This window comes from Erythrobacter insulae (assembly GCF_007004095.1).
Taxonomy (GTDB): domain Bacteria; phylum Pseudomonadota; class Alphaproteobacteria; order Sphingomonadales; family Sphingomonadaceae; genus Erythrobacter; species Erythrobacter insulae.
Map to the genome: position 1 here is coordinate 1,530,611 of NZ_VHJK01000001.1, position 23,287 is coordinate 1,553,897.

26 protein-coding genes are annotated in these 23,287 nt (G+C 57.5%); 15 read left to right on the forward strand and 11 right to left on the reverse strand.

Annotation, left to right across the window (positions count from 1 at the left end):
* The first annotated feature begins 43 nt into the window (after window positions 1-43).
* Together FGU71_RS07255 and ftsH are read left to right on the forward strand one after the other, a co-directional pair.
* Window positions 44-721: a TetR/AcrR family transcriptional regulator gene (locus FGU71_RS07255; RefSeq protein ID WP_234035681.1), complete on the forward strand. Its 678-nt coding sequence runs from the start codon at window positions 44-46 to the stop codon at window positions 719-721.
* A gap of 111 nt (window positions 722-832) precedes the next feature.
* Window positions 833-2,797 carry an ATP-dependent zinc metalloprotease FtsH gene (ftsH, locus tag FGU71_RS07260; protein ID WP_142787956.1) on the forward strand — a complete coding sequence of 655 codons (1,965 nt, stop codon included), beginning with the start codon at window positions 833-835 and terminating at the stop codon, window positions 2,795-2,797.
* Window positions 2,798-2,875: 78 nt separating this feature from the next.
* Here ftsH and FGU71_RS07265 read toward each other — a convergent pair whose 3' ends face one another.
* The 3 genes from FGU71_RS07265 to rpoZ form a co-directional block, all read right to left on the reverse strand.
* A complete protein-coding gene (locus tag FGU71_RS07265) occupies window positions 2,876-3,964 on the reverse strand; it encodes a DUF3667 domain-containing protein (protein ID WP_142787957.1) in 1,089 nt (362 codons plus the stop codon).
* 49 nt (window positions 3,965-4,013) lie between these two features.
* A complete protein-coding gene (locus FGU71_RS07270; protein WP_142787958.1) occupies window positions 4,014-4,751 on the reverse strand; it encodes a ParA family protein in 738 nt (245 codons plus the stop codon).
* Window positions 4,752-4,912: 161 nt separating this feature from the next.
* The gene (gene rpoZ, locus FGU71_RS07275) at window positions 4,913-5,257 is read right to left on the reverse strand and encodes a DNA-directed RNA polymerase subunit omega (protein WP_142787959.1); all 345 of its coding nucleotides are present in this window, start codon (window positions 5,255-5,257) and stop codon (window positions 4,913-4,915) included.
* Between the two features lie 108 nt (window positions 5,258-5,365).
* Between rpoZ and FGU71_RS07280 the strand changes: the two genes are divergently transcribed.
* The gene (locus FGU71_RS07280) at window positions 5,366-6,550 is read left to right on the forward strand and encodes a phospholipase D-like domain-containing protein (protein ID WP_142787960.1); all 1,185 of its coding nucleotides are present in this window, start codon (window positions 5,366-5,368) and stop codon (window positions 6,548-6,550) included.
* On the opposite strand, the gene FGU71_RS07285 is transcribed toward FGU71_RS07280, so the two are convergent.
* Window positions 6,547-8,055: a replicative DNA helicase gene (locus FGU71_RS07285; protein ID WP_142787961.1), complete on the reverse strand. Its 1,509-nt coding sequence runs from the start codon at window positions 8,053-8,055 to the stop codon at window positions 6,547-6,549. The genes FGU71_RS07280 and FGU71_RS07285 overlap by 4 nt on opposite strands.
* Window positions 8,056-8,201: 146 nt before the next feature.
* On the opposite strand from FGU71_RS07285, the gene FGU71_RS07290 reads away from it, so the two are divergent.
* The 3 genes from FGU71_RS07290 to FGU71_RS07300 are packed head-to-tail and all read left to right on the forward strand — an operon-like array spanning window position 8,202 to window position 9,860.
* Window positions 8,202-8,708 (forward strand): UPF0262 family protein, encoded by a 507-nt coding sequence (locus FGU71_RS07290; RefSeq protein WP_142787962.1) that lies wholly within the window; start codon window positions 8,202-8,204, stop codon window positions 8,706-8,708.
* 7 nt (window positions 8,709-8,715) lie between these two features.
* Entirely contained in the window at window positions 8,716-9,447 is a 732-nt protein-coding gene (locus FGU71_RS07295) for a glycoside hydrolase family 25 protein (protein ID WP_142787963.1), read from the forward strand.
* Window positions 9,444-9,860 (forward strand): cytidine deaminase, encoded by a 417-nt coding sequence (locus FGU71_RS07300; protein WP_142787964.1) that lies wholly within the window; start codon window positions 9,444-9,446, stop codon window positions 9,858-9,860. The genes FGU71_RS07295 and FGU71_RS07300 overlap by 4 nt, the downstream gene beginning before the upstream one ends.
* Window positions 9,861-9,863: 3 nt before the next feature.
* Here the strand turns inward: FGU71_RS07300 and FGU71_RS07305 are convergent, their stop codons facing one another.
* The 3 genes from FGU71_RS07305 to FGU71_RS07315 form a co-directional block, all read right to left on the reverse strand.
* Window positions 9,864-10,574, reverse strand: coding sequence for a DUF4197 domain-containing protein (locus FGU71_RS07305; protein ID WP_185960232.1), 711 nt, complete (start codon window positions 10,572-10,574; stop codon window positions 9,864-9,866).
* A gap of 94 nt (window positions 10,575-10,668) precedes the next feature.
* Window positions 10,669-11,802: a M14 family metallopeptidase gene (locus FGU71_RS07310; RefSeq protein ID WP_142787966.1), complete on the reverse strand. Its 1,134-nt coding sequence runs from the start codon at window positions 11,800-11,802 to the stop codon at window positions 10,669-10,671.
* The gene (locus FGU71_RS07315) at window positions 11,799-12,494 is read right to left on the reverse strand and encodes a DUF4136 domain-containing protein (RefSeq protein ID WP_142787967.1); all 696 of its coding nucleotides are present in this window, start codon (window positions 12,492-12,494) and stop codon (window positions 11,799-11,801) included. The genes FGU71_RS07310 and FGU71_RS07315 overlap by 4 nt, the downstream gene beginning before the upstream one ends.
* 116 nt (window positions 12,495-12,610) lie before the next feature.
* Here FGU71_RS07315 and galE point away from each other — a divergent pair, with 116 nt between their 5' ends.
* The 3 genes from galE (at window position 12,611) to FGU71_RS07330 (ending at window position 14,564) form a co-directional block, all read left to right on the forward strand.
* On the forward strand, window positions 12,611-13,636 hold the full coding sequence (galE, locus tag FGU71_RS07320; protein WP_142787968.1) for a UDP-glucose 4-epimerase GalE: 1,026 nt from the start codon (window positions 12,611-12,613) through the stop codon (window positions 13,634-13,636).
* Window positions 13,637-13,724: 88 nt separating this feature from the next.
* Window positions 13,725-13,850 carry a type B 50S ribosomal protein L36 gene (ykgO, locus tag FGU71_RS07325; RefSeq protein ID WP_007165381.1) on the forward strand — a complete coding sequence of 42 codons (126 nt, stop codon included), beginning with the start codon at window positions 13,725-13,727 and terminating at the stop codon, window positions 13,848-13,850.
* A 102-nt stretch (window positions 13,851-13,952) separates the two neighbouring features.
* Entirely contained in the window at window positions 13,953-14,564 is a 612-nt protein-coding gene (locus FGU71_RS07330) for an HAD family hydrolase (protein WP_142787969.1), read from the forward strand.
* Between the two features lie 133 nt (window positions 14,565-14,697).
* Here FGU71_RS07330 and FGU71_RS07335 read toward each other — a convergent pair whose 3' ends face one another.
* Window positions 14,698-15,042 carry a CC_3452 family protein gene (locus tag FGU71_RS07335; protein ID WP_142787970.1) on the reverse strand — a complete coding sequence of 115 codons (345 nt, stop codon included), beginning with the start codon at window positions 15,040-15,042 and terminating at the stop codon, window positions 14,698-14,700.
* Between the two features lie 217 nt (window positions 15,043-15,259).
* Here FGU71_RS07335 and FGU71_RS07340 point away from each other — a divergent pair, with 217 nt between their 5' ends.
* Window positions 15,260-15,814 (forward strand): winged helix-turn-helix transcriptional regulator, encoded by a 555-nt coding sequence (locus FGU71_RS07340; protein ID WP_142787971.1) that lies wholly within the window; start codon window positions 15,260-15,262, stop codon window positions 15,812-15,814.
* A 56-nt stretch (window positions 15,815-15,870) separates the two neighbouring features.
* The gene (recQ, locus tag FGU71_RS07345; protein WP_142787972.1) at window positions 15,871-17,649 is read left to right on the forward strand and encodes a DNA helicase RecQ; all 1,779 of its coding nucleotides are present in this window, start codon (window positions 15,871-15,873) and stop codon (window positions 17,647-17,649) included.
* On the opposite strand, the gene FGU71_RS07350 is transcribed toward recQ, so the two are convergent.
* From FGU71_RS07350 to FGU71_RS07360, 3 genes are all read right to left on the reverse strand, one after another.
* A complete protein-coding gene (locus FGU71_RS07350) occupies window positions 17,650-18,510 on the reverse strand; it encodes a hypothetical protein (RefSeq protein ID WP_142787973.1) in 861 nt (286 codons plus the stop codon).
* Window positions 18,511-18,603: 93 nt separating this feature from the next.
* The gene (locus tag FGU71_RS07355; protein WP_142787974.1) at window positions 18,604-19,326 is read right to left on the reverse strand and encodes a cyclic nucleotide-binding domain-containing protein; all 723 of its coding nucleotides are present in this window, start codon (window positions 19,324-19,326) and stop codon (window positions 18,604-18,606) included.
* Window positions 19,327-19,446: 120 nt separating this feature from the next.
* Complete coding sequence (locus FGU71_RS07360) at window positions 19,447-20,943, reverse strand: YifB family Mg chelatase-like AAA ATPase (protein ID WP_142787975.1); 1,497 nt, start codon at window positions 20,941-20,943, stop codon at window positions 19,447-19,449.
* Window positions 20,944-21,170: 227 nt separating this feature from the next.
* Between FGU71_RS07360 and FGU71_RS07365 the strand changes: the two genes are divergently transcribed.
* The 4 genes from FGU71_RS07365 (at window position 21,171) to yidD (ending at window position 23,262) form a co-directional block, all read left to right on the forward strand.
* Window positions 21,171-22,241 carry a hypothetical protein gene (locus FGU71_RS07365; RefSeq protein WP_142787976.1) on the forward strand — a complete coding sequence of 357 codons (1,071 nt, stop codon included), beginning with the start codon at window positions 21,171-21,173 and terminating at the stop codon, window positions 22,239-22,241.
* Window positions 22,242-22,383: 142 nt separating this feature from the next.
* Window positions 22,384-22,518 (forward strand): 50S ribosomal protein L34, encoded by a 135-nt coding sequence (gene rpmH / locus FGU71_RS07370; RefSeq protein WP_142787977.1) that lies wholly within the window; start codon window positions 22,384-22,386, stop codon window positions 22,516-22,518.
* Between the two features lie 148 nt (window positions 22,519-22,666).
* Window positions 22,667-23,056 carry a ribonuclease P protein component gene (rnpA, locus tag FGU71_RS07375; protein ID WP_407644399.1) on the forward strand — a complete coding sequence of 130 codons (390 nt, stop codon included), beginning with the start codon at window positions 22,667-22,669 and terminating at the stop codon, window positions 23,054-23,056.
* Window positions 23,053-23,262, forward strand: a complete 210-nt coding sequence (gene yidD, locus FGU71_RS07380; protein ID WP_142787978.1) for a membrane protein insertion efficiency factor YidD — start codon at window positions 23,053-23,055, stop codon at window positions 23,260-23,262. Before rnpA ends, yidD begins: the two co-directional genes overlap by 4 nt.
* Window positions 23,263-23,287 lie beyond the last annotated feature (25 nt).

The window sequence follows — 23,287 nt, forward strand, 5'->3', positions numbered from 1 at the left end:
TAATTATTGAACGGTCGCGTTTAATTGAACGGAGCCGTTCATTTTGTCAACTGTCATTCCGGAAAAGCGTTCCAAAGCGTCTGTAAAAAAGCAGGGGCGTCCGTCCGATCCTGTCAAACGACAGGCCATCGTCGCGGCGGCTGCGCGCAGTTTCTTCGATGCCGGGTTTGCCGCGAGCTCCATCGAACAGATCGCTGCCGATGCAGGGGTCTCCAAAGTCACGATCTACAATCACTTTGGCGATAAACGCGCCCTGTTTACCGCTGCTGTTGAGCTCGAGTGTGAGAAGATGCGCGGATATTTCTCTCTCGATGATATGCCGCGCGGCTCCATCCGCAACCGTTTGATGGCGATCGGCGAAGGAATGGCGGCATTCCTGTCTCGACCGGAAATGATCCAGTTCGAACGCCGCATCGCCGCAGAAACAGAGCGCGAGCCTGCCATTGGCGAGGCCTTTCTAAAGGCTGGCCCGTGGCGTATGAAAAATGCCTTTAGCGCGTTTCTGGCCCATGCCGCATCCATCGGTGAGCTGATCGTAGATGATCCGGATCTGGCTGCGGAACAGTTTGTCTCAATGTGCAAGGGCATGGGTGATCTGGAGCGCCGTTTCGGAGCCGACGTTTCGGAAGAAACAAGCCGCCATCGGATCAAGGGCGCGGTTGCCGTTTTTCTCAAGACCTACGGCGCAGAGGCCGATCATGGCGCTGCGCCTCGCGCTTGATCGAAAATTCGCACTACAGTGTTCGAAAATTAGCATCGAACGGCGTAGTGCACATTATCTTGTCATTCACCCGCGCATTCCTACATTGTCCGGCATGAAAGGACTCCCTTTATGAGCGACTCGAACGATCCACAGCAGCAGCCACCCGAAGGCCAAAATCCCTGGGTGAAGCAATTGATGATCTGGGGCGGTATTTTTCTCGCCCTGTTGTTGGTGGTTTCGCTGTTCAACAATGCCGGTCAGACACCGGGAACCCAGATCAATTATTCTGAATTCCGAAATCAGGTTGAACAAGGCGAAGTCGCAGAGGTTGCTCTGGGCGAAGATATCATCACGGGTGCCTATAACAATGGCAGCACGTTCCAGACGGTGCCGGTTCCCAATGATCCTGAAATCACAAAGATTCTTCAGGAGAACGATGTCAAATTCACCGGCAAGCCGCGCGAACAGCCCAACATGCTGCTTTATATCTTGCTGAACTCGCTTCCCTTCCTGCTGATCCTAGGCATCGCGTTCTTTGCCCTGCGTCAGGTGCAAAAGGGCGGCGGCGGCGGCGCAATGGGCTTTGGCAAGTCCAAGGCAAAGATGCTGACCGAGCGTTCTGGCAAAGTGACCTTTGCCGATGTGGCCGGTATCGACGAAGCGCGTGAAGAACTGGAAGAGGTTGTTGAATTTCTGAAAGACCCGCAGCGTTTCTCCAAACTCGGCGGGCAAATCCCCAAGGGCGCATTGCTGGTCGGTTCGCCCGGTACCGGTAAAACGTTGCTGGCCCGCGCAATCGCTGGCGAAGCTGGCGTGCCGTTTTTCACGATTTCGGGCTCTGACTTTGTCGAAATGTTCGTGGGCGTCGGCGCAAGCCGCGTGCGCGATATGTTTGAACAGGCCAAGAAAAACGCGCCGTGTATCGTCTTTATTGACGAAATCGACGCGGTGGGCCGTTCGCGTGGCGGTGGCCTTGGCAACTCCAACGACGAACGCGAACAGACATTGAACCAGCTGCTGGTCGAGATGGATGGTTTCGAAGCCAATGAAGGCATCATCATCGTCGCGGCAACCAACCGTCCAGACGTTCTTGACCCTGCGCTGCTGCGTCCAGGCCGGTTTGACCGTCAGGTCGTGGTGCCGATCCCCGATATTGATGGCCGCGAGAAGATTCTCGGCGTCCACATGAAAAAAGTACCGCTGGCTCCTGATGTAAACTCGCGCACGATTGCACGGGGCACACCCGGATTCTCCGGTGCGGATCTCGCCAACCTGGTGAACGAAGCCGCATTGCTTGCCGCGCGCCGGAACAAACGTCTGGTGGCGATGCAAGAATTCGAAGACGCCAAGGACAAAGTCATGATGGGGGCGGAGCGCCGCTCCATGGTCATGACCGACGATGAAAAGAAAATGACCGCCTATCACGAAGCAGGCCACGCGCTTGTCAGTGTAAACGAGCCCGCATCCGATCCGATCCATAAGGCGACGATCATTCCGCGCGGGCGGGCATTGGGCATGGTCATGCGTCTGCCGGAGCGTGATAATTATTCGTATCACCGCGATAAAATGCACGCCAACCTGGCGGTTGCGATGGGCGGACGCGTGGCCGAAGACATTATCTTTGGTCACGACAAGGTATCGTCGGGCGCATCGGGCGATATCCAGTATGCGACCGATCTTGCGCGCAACATGGTCACCAAATGGGGCATGTCTGAAAAGCTCGGCCCGCTGCAATACGAAGACCAGCAAGAAGGCTATCTCGGCATGGGGCAAACTTCACGCACGATGGCCGGTGCCGAAACCAACAAGCTGATCGATGCGGAAATCCGCGAGCTGGTTGAAGGCGGTCTAAAACGCGCGACCGAAATTCTGACGGAGCAGGAGGATAAACTCCACCTGCTTGCTCAGGCCATGCTGGAATACGAAACGCTGACCGGTGACGAAATCAACCAGCTGCTCGAAAACGGCAAGATTGATCGTCCTGATGAGCCAAAAGGCCCCGTGAAAGTGCAGCCAACCCATGGCAGCGCAATTCCCAAGGCGGGCAAACGGTTTGGCGGGTCTAGCAGCGGAGAAGCCCCGCAAGGCGCTTAAGCTTCCGCTAAAAGATCAAACCCTAACGCAAACGGGCGCGCAGATTTTTTGATCTGCGCGCCCGTTTTGTATCGGGTTTCAGAATGCGCCGAGTATCAGCAGCGCCTGAAGAAAGAAAAGCAGCACGAAAAGCACGGAAAACATCAGCAGCAAAAATCGCCAGATGGTTGAGAAGCGTCTCAGATCATAAGCATAGCGCAGATGTTTGTAGATGTGCAGCGGCGCGATCACCGCGAACAGGACGAACACGCAATCCAGCGGCATACCCGCCGTGCCCAGCAACGAAAGGGCGATGAACAGCAGCGACATGAAGGCGAGGGAATAGGTGACGAAGATCGCATGATCATAGGCTTTGAAACGCCGCTTCCATGCAAATAACAGCCATACGAATGGGATCGAGAGCGGGATCAAGAGCCAGCTGAATTTATAAGCGTTGGCCTGCATCTTATACAGCATCAGCCCGGGATTATCGTTCCACTTTTGCAGGACGCCTTTATCGAATGCTTCAAAACCGGTCGGATTGATCTCCATGTTCAAGCTTTCATCGGCGTTCGCATCACTCGCCTTACCCAGACTGTTCAACCCCGCTTCGAGTGCGGCAAGCTGCGCAGCAAGCTCTTCGCGTTCAGGATCATCGGCATCCATCGCGTCCAATTGAGCCTGAATCTCTGCCCGGCCAATTTCGGCTTCGGATCGGACTTCGCTGGCTGTTTTCTCGACAGCGCCGCTTAAATCAATGTCGGATGGGGCGGTGATGCCCACCATCTGGAACACTGCAAACATTGCAAAAATACTGAACAGGAACATCGCCATCGGGCTGACGAATTTGGCGCGTTCTCCTTCGATATAGCGGCGCGTAAGCTTGCCCGGTTTAAACGCGAGCAGCGGCAGCGTGCTCCAGAATTTGCCATCAAGATGCAGCACACCGTGGAGCAGATCGTGGCCGATCGCTGATAGAGTGCGGTGGACGTGGACCTTTTGCCCGCAATTCTGACAATAATTGCCAACCAGATCGGCGCCGCAATTCAGGCACGCACTTTCACGAGTCCCGTCGCGGGCACTGGCGCGGGCACCGGCGACCGTGCCTTCACCATGTTCAGGTTCAACTGCGCGGCTGGTGAGCGCGCCTTCAATGGCCGCGCCCATACCCTCGGTGATATCGCTCATAAATTCTCCGCCGGCCCGTCGATGATTGCGGACCTTACCGTAGAGAGAACTACTTTGTCTTGGAAGCCAGCTTGCGTTCTATGGCGGTCCACATCTGTGCAAAGGCCCGCGCTCCGGGGGATCGGGGGGCAAACGCGCCGACCGGTTGGCGCTCTACCGCGCATTGTTCAATCGCGCTTGCCAGCGGGATGACGGGCCAGTTCGGATTGGCCGCGCGCGCTTCCTTATGCAGTGTCCGCCGCATATCCAGCATCGACAGGACCGGCAGGATTGGCGGATGCCCCTTGCCGCTGCCGCGCACTTCCTCGACCACGGCATCAAATGCCCGCGCCGATAATGGCGACGGGGGGAGCGGCACAATAACCAGATCGGCGGCGCGCATCACTTGCGCGCTGATTTCATTAAGCACGGGCGGACAATCAAAGATAATCCGGTCGTAATCCTTGCTGAGCGCCTGTGTCAGTTTGGCCAGTCGTTTTTTCTTGCCGATCCGATCAAATTGCCGGTCAAGCGTGCGGATGCTTTCATCGGCGGGAAGCAGATCGAGGTTCGGATAGGCTGTTTTCTGGATCACCTTTGCCGCGTTGCGCTCGGCTGTGAAAATGGATTGGGCGGCGCGCTTTTTCTTGGGGTTGATACCCAGCAGAAAGCCCGAGCCATTGGCGGGGTCCAGGTCCCACAGCAGGGTTTGACGGCGGGATATTGTCGCTGCGCACCAGGCGAGGTTTGTCGCGAAGGTGGTTTTCCCGACTCCGCCTTTGACACTGTAAACCGCTATCGAAGCCATGGTTTGTAACGCATTCTCTTTTGAAGGGGCCGCCGCGACGCTGCCAGATTACCGTTAATGGCGTCAGGATATAGAACGCAAAAGAAAAAGGCCGCCAAACTGGCGGCCCTTATCAAAACGGGACAGGTTTCTGCCCGGTGTATCGCGTGTGCTTGCGGCGATTACCCTTCGTAATCGGCCCCGATCGAGGTCGAACGGGTTGGCGCGCTCGCGGTGATCCGCAGAGCTTCTGCCGACTGGCTGAGCGAGCCGATTTCATCGGCATCATCTTCATCGTCAGGCAGGATTTTCTGCAGGCTGGTAACGAGCGCTTCTTTGAGGTCTTTCGGTTTGAGGTTCTGCTCGGCAATCTCGCGCAAAGCCACAACCGGGTTCTTGTCCCGGTCACGCTCAAGAGTGAGTTCGGCACCGCCGGAGATCTCGCGCGCACGCTGTGCGGCAAGCAATACAAGGTCGAAACGATTAGGAATCTTGTCGACGCAATCTTCAACGGTAACGCGTGCCATCTGCGGGCCTCATAACTTCTGGTTTTCTGAAAGAGCATCGCACTTAAGTGCGCGCTGCCGCAGAGTCAAGAATTTGCAACTTAAACAGACCCGCTGCATTGGTGATCTATGACGCAAAAAAGACCTCTCGATCCGGCGCAAACGCCAACCAGCAATTATGAGGATGCGGAAAGCTTTCAATTCAGCGTTCAGGACCATGCATTCACATTCTACCCTCGCGGATCGGACCGGCTGGCCGCCTTGATAGACCATATCGAGAAGGCGCGGCACACGCTCGCGATCTTCTATTACATGTTTCAGCATGACAAATCAGGTACACAAATCCGCGATGCGTTGGTGGAGGCGGCAAATCGCGGCGTCGATGTCCGTTTGATCATCGATGCATTCGGCAGCGATGCACCAGACCATTTTTTTGATCCCATCGTCGAGGCGGGCGGCCAGTTCAACACCTTCTCCGCCAAATGGAGCGTGCGTTATCTGATCCGCAACCATCAAAAGTTCGTGATCGCCGATAATGCGCGGGTTTTGACCGGCGGCAGCAACATCTCCGATCATTATTTCGAGACGCCATCCAACAATGGCTGGTGCGATTTGGGCATTGCGATCGAAGGGCCGGTTGTCGAGCGGTTTACGAACTGGTTCGAATTGCTACGCGATTGGGTTCAAAGCGACAGTTCACAGCTTCGGCGGATGCGCAGCATGGTCAAGGACTGGGACGGCGGCGATGGTCCTGTCCGATTGCTGGTTGGCGGTCCGCTGGTCCGCAAAAGCCACTGGGCGTGGCAGTTCAAATCGGATCTTATCGGCGCGAAAAGACTGGATACGGTAAGCGCCTATTTCTCTCCGCCGCGCAGTATGCGCCGTTTGATGACCAGAATCGCCCGGCGCGGGGAAATGCGGATGGTCATGGCGGGCAAATCAGATATTCGTGCGACAATCGACGTTGCGCGCCTGCTTTATAAAAACCTGTTGCACGCCGGTGCGCACATTTTTGAATTCCAGCCGTGCAAATTGCACATGAAATTGATGATCGCGGACGGCGTAAGCTATTTTGGCAGCGCCAATCTGGATAAACGATCAGCGCGGATCAATGTCGAATTGATGGTGCGGGTGGAGGATGATGCACTGGCCGAGCGTCTGCGTGAATTTGTCACCCATCTCGAAGGCGCAAGTATGCGCGTCACGCCCAAATGGTACACCCAAGAGGCAAGTTTCTGGAACCGGATGCGTTGGCGGTTTGAATACTGGATCGCGCTGGCCGATTACCGGATGGCGCGCGGGCTCAACAATTAGCCTTCGCCCCAAGCGGAATAATCCTTCGTCACGGGCGAGGTGAATTTGGTGAACTCGCTGTGGAAATGCAGCGGCACAATCCCTGTTGAGCCATGGCGCTGTTTGGCGACATTCACTGCGGCCTTGTTCTTGACCTGCTCGTATTGCTCTTCCCAGGCGCGGTATTTTTCGACAGCATCGGGCGGGCTTGTTTCGGTCGGGAAATCTGGCCGGATTGCTTCGAGATAATAGTCGTCGCGGTACACAAACCAGACCATATCTGCGTCTTGTTCGATTGAGCCGGATTCCCTGAGATCGGATAGGATCGGGCGTTTGTCTTCGCGTTGTTCCACTGCGCGGCTAAGCTGTGACAGCGCGATAACGGGCACAGACAATTCTTTCGCCAGCGTTTTGAGCCCGCGGCTGATTTCCGATATTTCGTTCACGCGGTTGTCATTGGCGCGGCCGGAACCCTGCAGCAATTGCAGGTAGTCCACGATAATCAGCCCGATATCATGCCGGCGTTTAAGCCGCCTTGCGCGGGTGCGAAGGCCGCCAATCGTAAGCGCGGGAGTATCATCAATATACAGCGGCAATTCCGAAAGCCGTTGGCTGGCAAAGCTCAATTGCTGAAAATCTTCGCGGGACAGTTTACCACTGCGGAGCGCCTCGGAACTGATCTCTGCCTGCTCTGCCAGAATACGGGTCGCGAGCTGATCCGCGCTCATTTCCAGACTGAAAAAGGCAGCGGGCGCGCCGTAATTGAACTCACCGCCATCTCGCTCCCAGTTAAGATGCGCTTCGGCACAATTGAATGCGATGTTGGTCGCCAAAGAAGTTTTGCCCATGCCCGGACGACCGGCGAGGATCACAAGGTCGGAATCGTGCAAGCCTGCGGTTTTTTGATCCATTGTGGACAGGCCGGTTGTCTTGCCGGACAGCCCGCCGCCCGAATTCATCGCGGCTTCGACCATTTTGATCGCGGTTAGCGCGGCATCCCGAAAACTGGACGCTTCATTGCCGGATGCGGCGCCTTCTGCCACTTTGAAAAGCGCGGCTTCGGCTTGGGAAATCCGGTCCATCGGATTGGTTTCTTCGGACGTGTCCAGCGCGCCTTCGACCAGACCGCGGCCCACGCTGACCAATTCGCGCAGCAGCGCGAGATCATATATTTGCTGGGCCAGTTCGCGCGGCGCGAGCAGCCCGGCTCCATTGGCCGTCAACTGTGCGAGATATGTGGTCCCGCCCAATTCCTTCAACGCTTCATCCGCCTCAAAATACGGGCGCAGCGTTACCGGCGATGCGGTTGCGTTGCGTTCGATCAGGGTAAGGATGCGTTCGTAAATGCGTTCATGCAGCGGTTCAAAGAAATGATGCGGCTGGATCGGGGTAGGCAATTCCTCGATCACCCGATTATCAATCAGGACAGCGCCCAGAAAAGCGGCTTCTGCATCCAGATTGGATGGCAGTTTGCGTGCGGTATCCGAATCTGAGTCGACGAGTGAAAGAGGTGTGGGTTCGGCCATGAGGCCCTGATGACCTGTGATCGGGCCTGCTTGCAAGCATCAAGCGAGGTAAAATCGCCTCACTTGGCAAGATTAGGCTGTGGATAGCGGGGATGGAATCGCGAAGTGCTTGAATAGTTACCCCGCGATCTGCGAAGGCAGTCTGGATGGTCAACCAGCCCACCGATTCCGCGAACACGTTTCGCATTGCCCACATCGCTCTTGATGAAGAGACGATCCTGTGGCGCAATGCCGATGTCGAACAGGAACGCCGTGTCGCGATCTATGATCTGATCGAGGAAAACACATTCAAACCGGTGCGAAGTGTAGAGCGCGGGGCCAATGGGCCTTACCGGTTGGAGCTGGGTGTGCGGGATGGCCGGTTGGTGATGCAGATCAGGGATGAGGCCGAACAAGAGCTGGAGACGCTGTTGATCGGCCTTGCCCGGTTCCGCCGGCCGATTCGCGAATATTTCGCCATTTGCGACAGCTATTATCAGGCAATCCGCAAGGCGACCCCGGCCGAGATCGAGACGATTGATATGGCGCGCCGCGGCATTCACAACAACGCGGCCGAAATGCTTCAGGAACGGCTCGAAGGGAAAGTCGAAACCGATTTTGCCACGGCCCGCCGGTTGTTCACGCTGATCTGCGTGCTCCACATTAAAGGATAAATACTGCATGGCGCGCGCCAAAACTGCCGCTCGCTCACAGCGAAGCAAAGGCGGCGCATCGCGCTGGATGCTGCGATTGGCCGCTTTGGCCGCGCTGATCGGGATCGTGTTTACGGGGTGGTTCTGGTGGGACATGCGTGAATGGCGTCCAGATGAGGCGCTTTATCCGGAACAAGGCGCGGTGATCGCAAGCGGTGCGGCCGGCACCCGGTTCGAAACGATCAAGGCGCTTGGGGGGGATTTCGTGTATCTCGAACTGGCGCCGGTTGGCGGCGCGCCCGATCCCGGCTTTGCCGCGCGATTGAAAGCCGCCTTTGCCGCCGATTTGCAAGTCGGGATAATTTACCCGTTCGATCCATGCCTGCGCGCTGATCCGCAAAGTGCGCGATTTACCCGCATGGTGCCGCGCAGCGCGGATCAATTGCCGCCTGCAATCGCGCTAAACCGCCTGGCGGATGGCTGTGATCCCAAGGTCAGCGATGCCGCTGTCGAAAGCGAACTTCTGACGCTGGTCAATCAGATTGAAATGCATTCGGGCAAATCGGTGATCCTTAAATTGAGCGAGAGTTTCGAGAACCGTCATGGCACCGCCTTGAGCATGGCGCGTGACCTATGGCTGAGCCGTGATCGAGCGCGCCCCGATTACGCGCCGCGACCATGGCTGTTATGGAGTGCGAACAGTCAGCTTGAAAGCGAAGCGTCTTCAGAACCAATCGAATGGGTGGTGGTACAGAAATGAGTGATGCAAAACTGATCGAGGCCGCGCGCGAGGCGGCAACCCATTCATGGTCGCCTTATTCCGATTATGCTGTTGGCGCGGCTCTGCGTTTTGATGATGGGGCGGTGATCACCGGAACCAATGTCGAAAATGCGAGCTATGGCCTGGCTCTGTGCGCAGAGACGGTCGCGGTCGCCAAAGCCTTGGGAGAGGGGCGTCGCGGCGGCCTGATCGAAGTCGCGGTGGTCGGCCCGTTGGATAAAGGTGACGGCGCACCCATTACGCCGTGCGGGCGGTGCCGACAGGTGCTCAACGAAATCGCGCAGCTTGGCGGCACGGACCCGCGGGTACTATGTGTTGGCTCGGATGAAGTGCGCGAGATCAGATTATCAGCTCTGCTGCCGCACGCTTTTGGGCCTGCGCATCTGGACTAGGGCTTATTGCCCCAGAAGATCGCCCAGTGCGCCGCCCAGATTGCCGGCCGGATTCTTGCGGAAAGTCCGCTCTTCGCTGCCGATATAAGAGAAAATCCCGTCGAGCCCCTGATCGGTTACGGATCGGTTGATGCTGGCCCGGTTCAATCCGGCGTTGCTGATAAAATCATAATTTTGAGCCAGACTATCGAAACTGGAATACACGCCGAGTTTCTCCAGAGCGGTGTCGACGAGCGGTTCAAACCGGGAATGCAGGCGCTCATTCGAAGAACTGCGCAGATATTGCGTGCCGCCATCGGCTTGCCTGATGATTCCCGGCGCGTCCTCAAAAGACAAATCGTTGATCGCGTCCCGGAAAATCGGCTTTGCCTCGCCGGCGGCAAGCCCGGCGGCATCATTGATCGTGCGTGTGATATCTCCCAGCACGCCCATACGGTTTCCGGCATTCAACAATGATCCAAGCAATCCGCCGCTGCGCCCGCCCAGATTGCCAACGATCGGCAGCCCGATGCGCACTTCTTCATCGTCGTAAAACGCGCCCGGCTGCGCGAGTTTATCGAGTGCGCCGTCGGTTGCTTTGCCAAGGATGGAGGACAGACCGAGCGCTTTGGTCAAACCTTGCGCATTTGCCTGAGCCGGTAACAGGCCGGCGACGCCAAGCGCCCCCGCGCCAGCCAAAATCCCGCGCCTGTTCCAAGTAAACTGCTGTGTCATATGCATTCTCCCGTCCTGTGCCGTTTCGCACCCTATAGCACGGTTGGACGCTGTCGCTTTACTGAACTCGGTGTAAAATCATGTTTAGCGTGCGCTATTCGGTTTCCAGCCATTCAAGCAAAGCAGCAAGGCAATCCCGCGCCAGCCCTTTGCAGCGTTCCGGCGACCAGCCCTGTTCGGGCTCGGGGAAATCCGCGAGGTCTTTGTAAGGCATTTCAAGCGTCATAGCGCAGGCACCATAACGCTGCGCGACCAGATTGGTGCTGATCCCCAGATTGGCTTTGCCCGCAGGTGCTTTGGGATAGCCAAGCTTGGTCTGAAAATCAGGCGTGCGGCGATCAAGGATGCGCTGATAGCGATAGAATTGTTCGCCATGCGCATCGGTCCAATCGGGGATGCCTTCATATCCGGCGAGGAATACGGCGGGAATCGCTTCGTCTCCGTGGACATCCATCGCATAATCGACGCCCGTTTCATCCATCTTCGCCCGGATCGCGAGCACTTCTGGCGATTTTTCCGCGCTCGGATCGGACCATTCACGGTTGAGATTGGTGCCCACGCCATTGGTCCGCAAATGACCGCGCTGTGATCCATCAGGATTGCAATTGGGGACAATATGCAGCCGGCAGCGTTTCAAAAGGCCGCGCGCCACCGGATCACTCGGATCGGTCAGGCATTCCAGCGCGCCTTCCATCCACCATTCCGCCTGCGTTTCGCCGGGATGCTGGCGGGCATAGAGCCAGACCTGTTTGTCGCCTTCGCCCATTTCCAGCATGTCGAGCGGCTGTCCGTCGAGCGTCTGGGTCAGGCGGACAAGGTCAACCCCTTCACAAGATGCGGCCTCTGCCACCAGATCATGATGCCGCTCCATGGAATAAGGCGCGAAATAGGCGAACCATGCCGTGTTGGATGCCGGCGTGTACCGGATGGTGAGCGTGCCGCCTTCTTCGTTTTCATCGTAAGAGCTTGCCGCCCGTGCCCAATATTCCCGATCTTCGGAAACGCAGGCATCGTAATTTGGCCAGCCGCCGGGGAACGCACTGCTGCCCAGGCCAGTGATTTTAAGCTGCACCTCTTGTCCAGAGGGCGCTGTCAGCCGGAAATGAAACCATTGCGCAAACTCGGCCATGCGGTCTTTCCGAATGGCAAGGCGCGCGCTGTGTCCTTCGATAGCGAGAATTTCGATATTGCCGCTGTCAAAAGCGGCGTCGATTGCGATGGCGGTCATGGGGTCCTTTCGAGTTCATCGACCGATAGCTGTACCGTCTCGCCATTACCACCGGGGAAATCCTTAAATAGAGCCGCCGCGAGCGCGCGGGCATTCTCGGTGGAAACGCTGTATTTGGAATCGACGCTGGCGATGATCTCGGCGCGGCCCTCCCATAAGGCTTTACCGGTTTCGGCAGAGGTAATGCGCACTTCCATTGTTGTGGCCTCGCGGTCTTTGTTGCCGCCGCCCAGTGCCAGGCCAAGACCGATTCCCAGGCCAGAGCCAAACGAACCTGTCTGCCCGCCAATGCTGACACCGGCGGCTGAATTGCCACCAGACCGGATGATCTGGCGCACAGATACGGTGGCAAATGCTTGCTGGGCGGGCTTTTCGTCGAGGCTGACGGTGTAGCCGAGGTTTTGAAGTTCGCTCACAATGGCATTGCTGTAAATCGTATCCAGAATTTCGCTGTCAGCATCCTCGCCCGTTCTGATTGCCACCGCGATAGAGCCCTTGCCAAGCTGGCTGGTGTCCTCTGCGACAAAGCGCGTGACCTCGACCGGGCCGGTATATGTGCCCGCGCACGCCACCAGCGACAGCGCCGCAAACGGCACGAATGCGCGCTGAAAACGGCGCTGAAAACTGCTGTGAACAGGGCGGTGAAATGGGCGATCAACGGGGTGGGGCGAAACCTGATAAAGCTTTGGCATGAAACTGTCCTCTCTGGTGCGCAGCTTACATTGGGTGGGTGCGGCTGTCCAAAATCATGATGTAAACTTGCGTGTTTGCGTTTGCCTGTTCGCAAAGGGAAGTTATGGATGCCGCTATGACTGAAACAGCTTCTCAATCTGATAGGCCGTGCGTGCTGGTTACGGGCGGCGCAGGCTATATCGGCAGCCACGCGGTTCTGGCGCTAAAAGATGCGGGCTGGCATGTGGCGGTGATCGACAATCTGACCACCGGTTTTCGGTTTGCGGTGCCGGACGATGTCCCGCTTTACGAAGGCGATATCGAAGATGGCGAGCTTGTCTCGCGGATCATCGCTGAACAGTCGATTGGTGCGATCATGCATTTTGCAGGCTCCATCGTGGTGCCTGAAAGCGTCGAGAACCCGCTTAAATATTATCACAACAATACGGTAAAAAGCCGTGCCTTGCTTGAATCAGCGGTTGCCGCAGGGGTGCCGCATTTCATTTTTTCCTCGACCGCGGCGACCTATGGCACGCCCGATGTTTCGGCGGTGACAGAGGATACGCCCCGAGTTCCGATCAATCCGTATGGTTGGTCGAAATTGATGACCGAGCAGATGTTGGGCGATACGGCCGCTGCGCACCCGATCAATTATTGCGCGCTGCGATACTTCAATGTTGCCGGAGCCGATCCGCGCGCGCGGACCGGCCAATCCACCGCCGGTGCAACGCATTTGATCAAGGTCGCGGTCGAAGCGGCGCTGGGCAAGCGCGAATTTGTGGGCGTGTTTGGAACGGATTTCGATACGCCAGATGGCACGGGCGTGCGCGATTACATCCATGTCAGCGATCTGGCTGCGGCGCATGTTTTGGCACTGGAGGCTTTGATCGCTCAGCCAGAGCGGTCGCTGACGATGAATTGCGGGTATGGCAGGGGTTTCTCCGTTACCGAAGTCCTCGACGCGGTAGACCGCGTTACCAATCGCAAGATTGATCGCCGGTTTGAAGGGCGCCGGGCCGGTGATCCCGCGTCGCTGATATCGGATCCGTCGCGCATCCGCGCTACGCTACCATGGAAGCCGCAACATGCCGATTTGGACGAGATTATTGGCCATGCGCTCGCGTGGGAACGGAAACTTACCGAAATCAGGGGTAACGGTTGACGAATCGCGTTTGTCCGCTTAGGCGCGGCCCTTGAAATTCCGGCATCGGAGACAACCTCCGGTGCCTTTTTATTCGCAGGAACCTGAAATGAAGATCCGCAACAGCCTCAAGTCGCTGAAAAACCGTCACCGTGATTGCCGCGTAATCCGCCGTCGCGGGCGTACATATGTGATCAACAAAACCAACCGTCGTTTCAAAGCCCGTCAGGGATAAAACACGCAATTGGCCGGTCGCCCGATGGTGATCGAGCAAAACGCAAGCGGCCCGCCTCCATACAGGAGTGCGGGCCGCAGCCGTTTATAACAGGATAAAGTGATGAACGATCTCGGAAAAGCCGTTGTTTTCGATGTTGGGCGGGTGTTGGTGCAATGGGACCTGCGCAATCTGTTTGAAAAAATGATTTCCGATCCGGACGAGCTGGATTGGTTTCTGACCAATGTGGTCACGGAGGAATGGCATTTTCAGCATGATCGCGGAGTCGCGCTTGCCGATATGGTGCCTGCGCGCATCGCCGAATTCCCGAAATATGAACCGCATATCCGTGCCTATGCCGATCGCTTCAACGAAACGGTGCCCGGACCGGTCGCCGGAACGCACCAGCTGGTCAAGCGGCTGCACGCAAACAAGGTCCCGCTATATTGCCTCACCAATTTCGGTGAGGAATTCTGGGAAGGCTTTCGTCCGGTCTATCCAATTTTCGATCTGTTCGATGACATTATCGTTTCCGGCACCGAAAAGGTCGCGAAGCCTGATCCGCGCATTTACGAGATAACAGAACAGCGTGCTGGCCGCCCCGGCTCCCGTTTGTTCTTTACTGATGACAATCCGGCCAACATCGCCGCTGCCAGATCACGCGGATGGGATGCCCATCTGTTCACTGATGCGGAAACGCTCGAAGCGCAATTGGCAGCGTCCGGCTTTCTTTGATCGAATTGAAAAGCCCCCCGAAACCATGCTGGGGAACATGGGTTTCGAGGGGCAATGGTATCCGTCCGTGGTGGAGAGTATAGGACGGAGGGGAACGCGGGGGATCATCCGCGTATAAGGTAATTCCGCCGGTTCAGTTGCCGTTGCACTTTGCCAGCTTGTCATCGCTCAGCTCTTTGCCTTTGGCGGTGAAGCTGGTGATCTCGCCAAATTTACGAGCCAGACCGCGGCAAACATTAACGGGGCGCGATGTGCCCTTGTTCGCAACACATTCTGTGTCTTTGCACGCCCAAGCAACACCGCCGGCAACGGCGCGGTCTTCATCCGTCGATTGCGCGAGGCTCGCCGAATAATACGGGCCGCTTTGCGCAGCGGCGAGAGGGGCAGGCGCAATCGCGGTTCCAAGCATGAGACCGGTATAGACCAGCGCGGAGGCGAAAATTGAAAGACGACTTGTACGGGAAAGGGAGGAGGTCATCGTCGGTATCCTTGTATGAGCAAATTCAAGAAAGAGGCTATTATTGTGCGGTGCAAAGTTTCATATTGAAACCAGTTGCGAATCACTACCTAAATGATCCGATATTCAGTTGCAACTAAAAACCTAAATTATTTTGCGGCGAACCCGAACTTTGGTGGCGGGCCGATTTGCGATTGAGCCAAAACGCGCTAGAAAGGTTGCACGGAAGGGACCGAATATGGGCGAATTAAGAGAACCACTGCGCGAGCTTATTGATTGCGGCCTGCCGCAAGCTCTTGAAGTCATGGGCGAACGCTGGTCATTCATGATCCTGCGCGCCAGTTTCAACGGGCTGAAGCATTTCGAGGAATTCCTCACCGAACTGGGGATCGCGCGGAACATTCTTTCCAACCGTCTGGCCAAACTGGTCGAGCATGGCATTCTTAAACGTGAACCGTGCGCAGATGATCGCCGCAAGATCGAATACCGCCTCACGGACAAGGGATTTGATCTGCTTCCTGCCATGGTTGCACTGCGGCAGTGGGGTCAGAAATATGGCGGCGAGTTTGTAACCGAAGACCCGGTTCTGGTTGACGAGCGGGATCGCTTGCCGGTCGGTCCGGTGTCGATGCTGGCCCATGACGGCCGCATTCTAAGCCATCTTGATCTATGGTTGGTAAAGCGCGGTGATCTGGGCAAGCGCGCTGACGGAACTGTGGCAATTGCGGGTAGCGGCCTTGGCACAGGCGATATTGTTGATATCGAAGCGGCTAAGAAACGGGCTGCCGGGTAACTTTACTACCGGGCGGCGCTTCCCCGCTATACAATCCACCAAGGGTCAAACCAGCCATGACGGTCGATGACCGCGCAGACTTGCATTCAATCCTGCGTACGACATTCGGCTTCACCGAATTCCGGGGCAAGCAGGAAGAAGTTATCGATCGCGTAATGGCTGGTCATAACACCTGCGCATTGATGCCAACCGGCGCGGGCAAATCGCTGTGCTATCAAATTCCTGCGCTGGCCCGGTCAGGCACGGCCATTGTCGTCTCCCCGCTGATCGCGTTGATGCATGATCAAATTCGTGCGGCCAATGCGGTCGGCATCCGCGCAGCCTCCATGACATCTGCCGATTCGGATAATGCTGCGACAGCGCAAGCTTTGCTGGCAGGCGAACTGGACCTGCTTTATGTCGCGCCCGAACGCGCGAACACCGGCGGCTTTCAATCACTTCTGACGCAAACCGACATCTCGCTTTTCGCGATTGACGAGGCGCATTGCGTTTCAGAGTGGGGTCACGATTTCAGACCCGATTATCGCCAATTGCGCCCGATGCTCGACCGGTTTGAACATGTCCCACGGCTTGCTCTGACAGCAACAGCAGACGAGACGACTCGCCGCGATATTGTGCGCCAACTGGGTATTCCCGATGAAGGGTTGATCGTAGCCGGATTTGACCGTCCCAACATCCGGTACGCAATCAGCGCGCGCGGGAATACGGGAAAACAGATCACTGATTTTGTGACGCGGAACCCCGGCGCCGGGATCGTTTACGCCACGAGCCGCGCCGCCACGGAAAAACTCGCTGCGACTATCGCTGACACGGGCCGGCAAGCGGGCTTTTACCACGCAGGATTGCCACCTGAGCAGCGGGCCGCTGTTCAGGCCGAATTTGTCCGTTCAGACGATATGGTCATGGTTGCGACAATCGCGTTCGGCATGGGCATTGATAAACCTGATGTGCGCTTTGTCATCCATGCGGGACTGCCAAAATCCATCGAGGCTTATTATCAGGAAACAGGCCGGGCCGGCCGCGATGGCGATCCTGCGGAAGCCCAGATGTTCTGGAGCGCCAATGATTTCGCCAAGGCCCGCCAGCGCCTTGACGAAGTAGAGCCCGAACGCCTGCCCAGCGAACAGGCGCGCTTGAACGCATTGGCGGGATTGGTCGAGGCACCCACCTGCAGGCGGGCCATTTTGTTGCGGCATTTTGGCGAACAACCCGATGCAGCCTGCGGAGCGTGCGACAATTGCGAAAATCCGCCGCAAGTGATCGATGTGACAGAGACCGCTCGAAAATTGCTTTCTGCGGTGTATCGCACCGGTCAAAGTTACGGACTTGGCCACATTGAAAAGGTTCTGCTTGGCCGCGGCGATGACCGCGTCAGCCAGCGCGGCCATGATCAGCTTTCGGTGTTTGGCATTCTGGGCGAGGAAGAGGCTCCTATGTTGCGCCCGGTCATGCGCAATCTGATGGCGCATGAAATGCTGATCACTACCGATCATGGCGGTATGGCACTCGGCCCGGCAGCGCGCGAGGTGCTGCGTGATGAACGCGCTGTCCTCATCGCGGAGCCTCCGCAGAAAGCGCGGCGTGGGCGCAAGACGAACGTTGCCAATCCGGTCGGCAATCCTTTGTTTGAAGCACTCAGGGCCAAACGCAAGGAGCTAGCCAGCGAACGCGGCATCCCGGCCTACATCATATTTCACGATAGCGTGCTGCGCGCGATGGCCCATGAATGTCCGACTACCATGGACGCGCTTGGATCGATCCAAGGCGTGGGCGCACGTAAGCTGGAAACGTATGGCGAGGATTTTTGCGCCGTTGTGCGCGAATTTGAACGCTGATCAGCGCCGGGCGTTGTTCGTGTAATCAATTCTTATCCGAACCCACGATCCAACCTGGGACCGCCCGCCGATCAGGGCGGGCCTGACGCGGAATTGCCAGGCCGCGGCGAGCACCGCACGGCCAATCTGCGATCCTTGCGGACTTTCGCCGATCAGTTCGCAATCATCGACATAGAAATCGGGCACAGTCCGACACGCGATCAGCGCGGTACTCGGGTTTGACGCCGTTGACAGATACCCTTGAAGTTCCTGCCGGGTGGGTTCGCGGTACCAGCGCGCAGCGTAAAGCGGTTCGCCATTGGGCGCGGTGCCGACCCGCTGGCTGTCGCTGCTGCGCGAATTTGATCCTGTATTGGGCGGCCCATACGTGCGCGAGGGGGCGGCAACCGGAGGGGCTGTTTGCGGCGGTGCAGAGGTCGGCGCAGGAGCCGGTGCAGGCGGAGCTGCGGGCTGGGTGTTGATGTTGAGCGGATTGGGAACAGGCAAAGGCGGTTCCGGCAATGGTGCCGGTTGGGGTGGCGGGGGCGGCGTAACTGGCTGAACCTGTTGCGGCTGCGGTTGCGTCTGGGCAGGCTCAGGGGCATCCTGCTGTGTCTCTGGTTCGGATGCTTCGGCAGAAAAATCTGATGCTTTAAACGTCGTAACCGTCTCGGCCATGTCGGTTTCTTCGCGCCAGGTCCAACCGATCATAAACAAAAGCAGAATGAGCAGAGCCTCTAGCCCTAATGCGATAGCAAGGCTGAGTGCGCGCGAGCCGGTTTTCCCCTCAAGGATGCGGCCCAGCCAGCCCGGTTGCTCGATCGCACCGCCGGGGCCGGCTCCATCATTTCGAGCCATCGGGTCAGTCATCTGGTCGGCCATGGATTTTTCGGTGACCCTGATTGGAAAGCTAAGACCAAAGGTGGATACGGCCATGCGTGTATATTTGTGAATGCGCGATTAGGCGCAGCACCATCAATCAGATCGCTGGGCGTTTTCAAGCAAGCTTTCTGTGCGGTTGTCAGTGGAAATCGCATCATCAGGTGGACGATAACTCGCCCCGATTTTGCGCGCGAGATCACGGGTGAGTAATGCGTTCAGACCATTGCCAAGATTTGGATGTCGCTCGCTGAGTTTGCGTAGGGCTGCGCTGTCCCACTCCACAAAACGCACGCCTTTAGGAGCGATGGTGGTTGCCGTAGTCTTACGTTTCAAAACAAACGCAACTTCTCCCACGAAATTGCCCTCCGGCAGTCGAAAACGCTGTTCGCGCTTTTCTACCATGATGATCCCTTCAAAGATGAAGAAGAGCGAACCCGATGGCTCCTGTTCCCGCGTTAAAATAACCCCGTCTTCTTCGGCTGAAAGGCGCCACTTTGCCAGTTTTGCGATCCTGCGAAACTGGCCGGGGGTAAGGGTTTCAAACGCTTCGAATAGAGCTTTTTCATCCTCGCTCATGCGAAACCGTGTCCGCTCAAGCGTGATCTGCACCAGCACAACGATATTGATAACCACCATGAGCGCGCTTGTGATGATCGCATCCCAAAGCGGGGGGTCGGCCGCCAGATAATAATAGGCGATGTAGATGAAGGTCGACACGATGATGAGAACCCGCAGCTTTAGCTCATCACGGATCGCGTATGCGATCAACAGCAATGCGGCTCCGATGTGGATTAACCAGGATGGATCAAACGGCATAGAACGATGGGCTTTCATAGCGGCTGGCTGCCGCGATCCTATTGCTGCCCCTTACGCCAGCACAGGGGCAATATCCAGCCTTTCGGACAACAGCATTCGACGCTGAAATGGCCGCTGCTTTCAGCCGCGTCCCACGGTCTGTCTGTATGATAGCGCCTCTGCAATATGTGCTCGCGCGATGCTTTGGGTGCCTGCCAGATCTGCGATAGTCCGGGCGACACGCAGCATCCGGGTATAACTGCGCGCGGAAAGCCGCAGTTTTTCTGCCGCCTGCATCAACAACGCTCGGCCGGCTTCGTCGGGTGCGGCAAAGCGTTCCAATCGCTCTCCATCCAGTTCCGCGTTGGAACGTACACCGCGCTCGCTGCACCGCGAACGCGCCGCGGCGACGCGGTTTGCGACAGCATGGCTCCCTTCGGCGGCGGGAGGCAGGCCCAGATCTGCCGCACTGACGGCGGCGACTTCGACATGCAGGTCAATCCGGTCCAGCAGCGGACCGGAAAGCCGCGCCTGATACTCGCTGGCGCAGCGCGGGCCTCTGGCGCAAACGTGTCCCGGTTCACCGGCATGACCGCAGCGGCACGGATTCATCGCCGCAATCAACTGTACCCGAGCCGGAAAGCTGACATGGGCATTGGCCCGCGCAACATCGACCTTCCCCGTTTCCAAAGGCTGGCGCAGGGAATCAAGCACTGACCTTTGAAACTCCGGCAGTTCGTCAAGAAACAAGACCCCCAGATGTGCGAGGCTCACTTCGCCGGGCCTTACTTTCAGGCCGCCCCCGGTTAACGCCGCCATGCTGGCCGAATGATGCGGCGCACGAAAGGGGCGGGCGCGGCTGATGCGGCCTGCATCGAGCATCCCGGCCACCGATTGCACCATCGACACTTCAAGCGCCTCGGACGGAGTAAGCTCTGGCAAAATTCCCGGGAGGCATGAGGCAAGCAGGCTTTTCCCCGATCCCGGCGGGCCGACCATCAGCAAATTGTGTCCGCCTGCTGCGGCGATTTCCAGCGCGCGTTTGGCCGTCTCCTGACCCTTTACCTGTTTCAGATCAGTGACCGGCGGCATGGCTGCAATCTCGCCGCGCGCGGGCTCTTCCAGAACTTGCGTGCCTTTCAGGTGCGCCAGCAAAGCGGAAAGATCGCGCGGCGCAAGAACAGGCACGCCGCTCGCCCATTTGGCTTCGGCGCCCTGTTCTGCAGGACAGATCAGACCGGCTTCAATCTCGCTTGCGTGGAGCGCCGCGATCAAGACGCCGGGGCTCGCCACGATCCGACCGTCGAGCGATAATTCGCCTACCGCGATCCAGTCACCCAGCTGCTCGGTATCGGTAACGCCCATCGCCGCCAACAAAGCCAGCGCAATCGGCAGATCATAATGCGACCCGTCTTTCGGCAGGTCGGCAGGCGACATGTTGATGGTGATGCGTTTGGGCGGCAGCGCGAGGCCCATTGCAGAGAGGGCCGCTTGCACGCGTTCGCGGCTTTCGCTTACGGCTTTGTCCGGCAAACCCACTATCGAAAAACGGGGCAGGCCAGAGGCGACTTGGCATTGCACTTCTACGCGCCGGGCCTCGAGTCCGAGATAAGCAACCGTGCGCACCAATGCGACCATCGAACATTTCCCCCGCAGCAGGCACGCCGCTTACAAATTTATACGCGAATAGGGGGAAATCCCGATTGCCCCCTATTCTGCGCGAGGCCGCAGAAAAATGCCCCTCAGAGAGGCCAATTGTGCAAGGTTAATAGCGCCTTGTCGAGCGCATAGGTCCAACTACTAAAGAAAATCGCAAGCATAAACCTTGGCACTTTTTCAAGTGATGGAAACCTATTCCGGACGGCATGAGAAAACTCGCCGCCCTGATTGCCTTGTTCCAGATGCTGTTATTGCCCGCCGCTGTTGTGGCTCAGGGTAACAGCGTGCAATCAAACGATGGCGCCGGATATGTCAGCGCGCGCACTGTTTCGACGATCAGTTGGACAGAAGAATGGGATCCGGTTGCTGAACGCTGGGTTCGCGTTGCCGATCGCGGAGGCCGCGCCTTAGAACCAGTAACCACCGTCACGACGAACATTGTAAATGGCAAAGTCGTATCGGAGACGGTGCAAACGGTGCCTGCCAATGCGGCTGCGCGATATGCGGTGCCGATGCGCGCTCAGCCGCAAGCGCAAGCGATCGCTCACTATGGTCCATTCCGTGTCATTGGGAACAAACGTGCGGCGATTATCGGAACAACCGGTCCGGACGCTCCGGCCCAGTTTGATGCGATGCTGCGCGATTTTCCGCGGATCTCGGTGCTTGAGATGGTCGATGCAGGCGGGACGAGCCACGATATTGCCAACCTCGAATTGGGCCGCCGCATCCGCGCTGCGGGATTAAATACGCATGTGCCCGAAGGCGGCTCGGCTCGGTCAGGCGGGGTAGAGCTGTTTCTGGCGGGCCAAAACCGCACGATGGCGCCCGGCGCGCAGTTCGCAGTTCATTCATGGCTCGATAATTATGGCCGCCAGCCAGATGATTTTGCACCCGATGCGCCGGAAAATCGCCTGTATCTCGACTATTATATCGAAATGGGAATGAGCGAGAGCCGCGCACGCGAATTCTACGCCATGACCAATTCCGTGCCGCACTCAGAGGCGCTGTGGCTGCGTGCGGATGATATGCAGCCGTGGATCGCGGCGAACCGCGCCCGGCGCATCGCCAATACGCCTGCTGCGCGCCCCGTTCTGCAGCTTTTGATGAATGTGCCAGCATTACCGCAAATGCCGATCACGCCAGTTCCGGCGACCCCAATGCCGATCACACCGGCATCGGAAACCATCGCAACCAATGCCAAGCCCATGATTGACTATAGTGATGTGACCCGGTTTACCTTCGCTGATGCGACACTTTTGCATGTCGCTGCGTCGTGAGATCGCTTGACTCAAACACAGGGGCATCATAATAGCGCGCGCCTGACCCGGCTGCCTTTTGGGGTGGCCGCTTTTTATTGGTGAGTGCCCGGCGAGGCTTAATTCGCAAGGCAGCTTACCTTATTAATTTATCGAGGACGATATGAAGCGGACTTTTCAGCCCAGCAATCTCGTGCGTGCCCGTCGGCACGGTTTCTTTGCACGCAAGGCAACTCCGGGTGGCCGCAAGGTAATCCGTGCGCGTCGCAAGCGCGGTCGTAAAAGCCTTTCGGCGTAATTTTCTGGCGCCTTTTGGCGCTGGACACGGGCTATCTGGCCCGTTTGGCTCCGCCGCAAATGCGGTGACGGGCAGTCGCCCATTGCGGGCTCCCTTGTGGGAGCCCGTTTGCGTTTCTGCTTTCCGGGTTTGGCCGCTAGTTTAGCTTATGATGCTGCACATTCTCACCAAAAGATCCGATTTCCTGTCCGCGAACAAAGGCCTGCGTAATGCGCGGGCCGGTTTCGTGCTGCTTACCCGACCCAATGATGGGAAGGGTATGCGATTCGGCATCACCGTCACCAAAAAGATTGGCAATGCCGTGATCCGCAACCGGATGAAGCGCCGTTTTCGCGAGCTGATCAAAGAGGCTTTGCCGCAAAGCGGTTTGGCCGATCACGATCACGTTCTGATCGGCCGCGCAGGCGGAGTTGAGCGCGATTATCACACTATGGCTCAGGAGCTGGACAAGGCTCTTAGCCGGGCGCGAGAGGGCCGTTCCGATCCCCCACGGGGCCGCAGACCGCGCCGTGGGAATAGAAAAACGGGCTCTGCATGAAGTATGTTTTCATCTTTATCGCGCGGCTCTGGCAACTGGGTCCGTCGGTCATTTTGCCTCCGACGTGTCGCTATGTCCCATCATGCAGCCAGTACGCGATTGAGGCTCTTACGAAATATGGTGCGCTCAAGGGTGGATGGCTGGCATTAAAACGGCTAGGGCGCTGCCATCCATGGGGTGGTCACGGGCACGATCCGGTCCCCTAGTAATAGACAGTGTACTATCCATATA

Coding starts and splice junctions, on each gene's coding strand:
- ftsH (WP_142787956.1), top strand. CDS start 833: ATGAGCGACTCGAACGATCCACAGCAGCAGCCACCCGAAGGCCAAAAT.
- FGU71_RS07265 (WP_142787957.1), bottom strand. CDS start 3,964: ATGAGCGATATCACCGAGGGTATGGGCGCGGCCATTGAAGGCGCGCTC.
- FGU71_RS07270 (WP_142787958.1), bottom strand. CDS start 4,751: ATGGCTTCGATAGCGGTTTACAGTGTCAAAGGCGGAGTCGGGAAAACC.
- rpoZ (WP_142787959.1), bottom strand. CDS start 5,257: ATGGCACGCGTTACCGTTGAAGATTGCGTCGACAAGATTCCTAATCGT.
- FGU71_RS07280 (WP_142787960.1), top strand. CDS start 5,366: ATGACGCAAAAAAGACCTCTCGATCCGGCGCAAACGCCAACCAGCAAT.
- FGU71_RS07285 (WP_142787961.1), bottom strand. CDS start 8,055: ATGGCCGAACCCACACCTCTTTCACTCGTCGACTCAGATTCGGATACC.
- FGU71_RS07290 (WP_142787962.1), top strand. CDS start 8,202: ATGGTCAACCAGCCCACCGATTCCGCGAACACGTTTCGCATTGCCCAC.
- FGU71_RS07295 (WP_142787963.1), top strand. CDS start 8,716: ATGGCGCGCGCCAAAACTGCCGCTCGCTCACAGCGAAGCAAAGGCGGC.
- FGU71_RS07300 (WP_142787964.1), top strand. CDS start 9,444: ATGAGTGATGCAAAACTGATCGAGGCCGCGCGCGAGGCGGCAACCCAT.
- FGU71_RS07305 (WP_185960232.1), bottom strand. CDS start 10,574: ATGACACAGCAGTTTACTTGGAACAGGCGCGGGATTTTGGCTGGCGCG.
- FGU71_RS07310 (WP_142787966.1), bottom strand. CDS start 11,802: ATGACCGCCATCGCAATCGACGCCGCTTTTGACAGCGGCAATATCGAA.
- FGU71_RS07315 (WP_142787967.1), bottom strand. CDS start 12,494: ATGCCAAAGCTTTATCAGGTTTCGCCCCACCCCGTTGATCGCCCATTT.
- galE (WP_142787968.1), top strand. CDS start 12,611: ATGACTGAAACAGCTTCTCAATCTGATAGGCCGTGCGTGCTGGTTACG.
- ykgO (WP_007165381.1), top strand. CDS start 13,725: ATGAAGATCCGCAACAGCCTCAAGTCGCTGAAAAACCGTCACCGTGAT.
- FGU71_RS07330 (WP_142787969.1), top strand. CDS start 13,953: ATGAACGATCTCGGAAAAGCCGTTGTTTTCGATGTTGGGCGGGTGTTG.
- FGU71_RS07335 (WP_142787970.1), bottom strand. CDS start 15,042: ATGACCTCCTCCCTTTCCCGTACAAGTCGTCTTTCAATTTTCGCCTCC.
- FGU71_RS07340 (WP_142787971.1), top strand. CDS start 15,260: ATGGGCGAATTAAGAGAACCACTGCGCGAGCTTATTGATTGCGGCCTG.
- recQ (WP_142787972.1), top strand. CDS start 15,871: ATGACGGTCGATGACCGCGCAGACTTGCATTCAATCCTGCGTACGACA.
- FGU71_RS07350 (WP_142787973.1), bottom strand. CDS start 18,510: ATGGCCGACCAGATGACTGACCCGATGGCTCGAAATGATGGAGCCGGC.
- FGU71_RS07355 (WP_142787974.1), bottom strand. CDS start 19,326: ATGCCGTTTGATCCATCCTGGTTAATCCACATCGGAGCCGCATTGCTG.
- FGU71_RS07360 (WP_142787975.1), bottom strand. CDS start 20,943: ATGGTCGCATTGGTGCGCACGGTTGCTTATCTCGGACTCGAGGCCCGG.
- FGU71_RS07365 (WP_142787976.1), top strand. CDS start 21,171: ATGAGAAAACTCGCCGCCCTGATTGCCTTGTTCCAGATGCTGTTATTG.
- rpmH (WP_142787977.1), top strand. CDS start 22,384: ATGAAGCGGACTTTTCAGCCCAGCAATCTCGTGCGTGCCCGTCGGCAC.
- rnpA (WP_407644399.1), top strand. CDS start 22,667: ATGATGCTGCACATTCTCACCAAAAGATCCGATTTCCTGTCCGCGAAC.
- yidD (WP_142787978.1), top strand. CDS start 23,053: ATGAAGTATGTTTTCATCTTTATCGCGCGGCTCTGGCAACTGGGTCCG.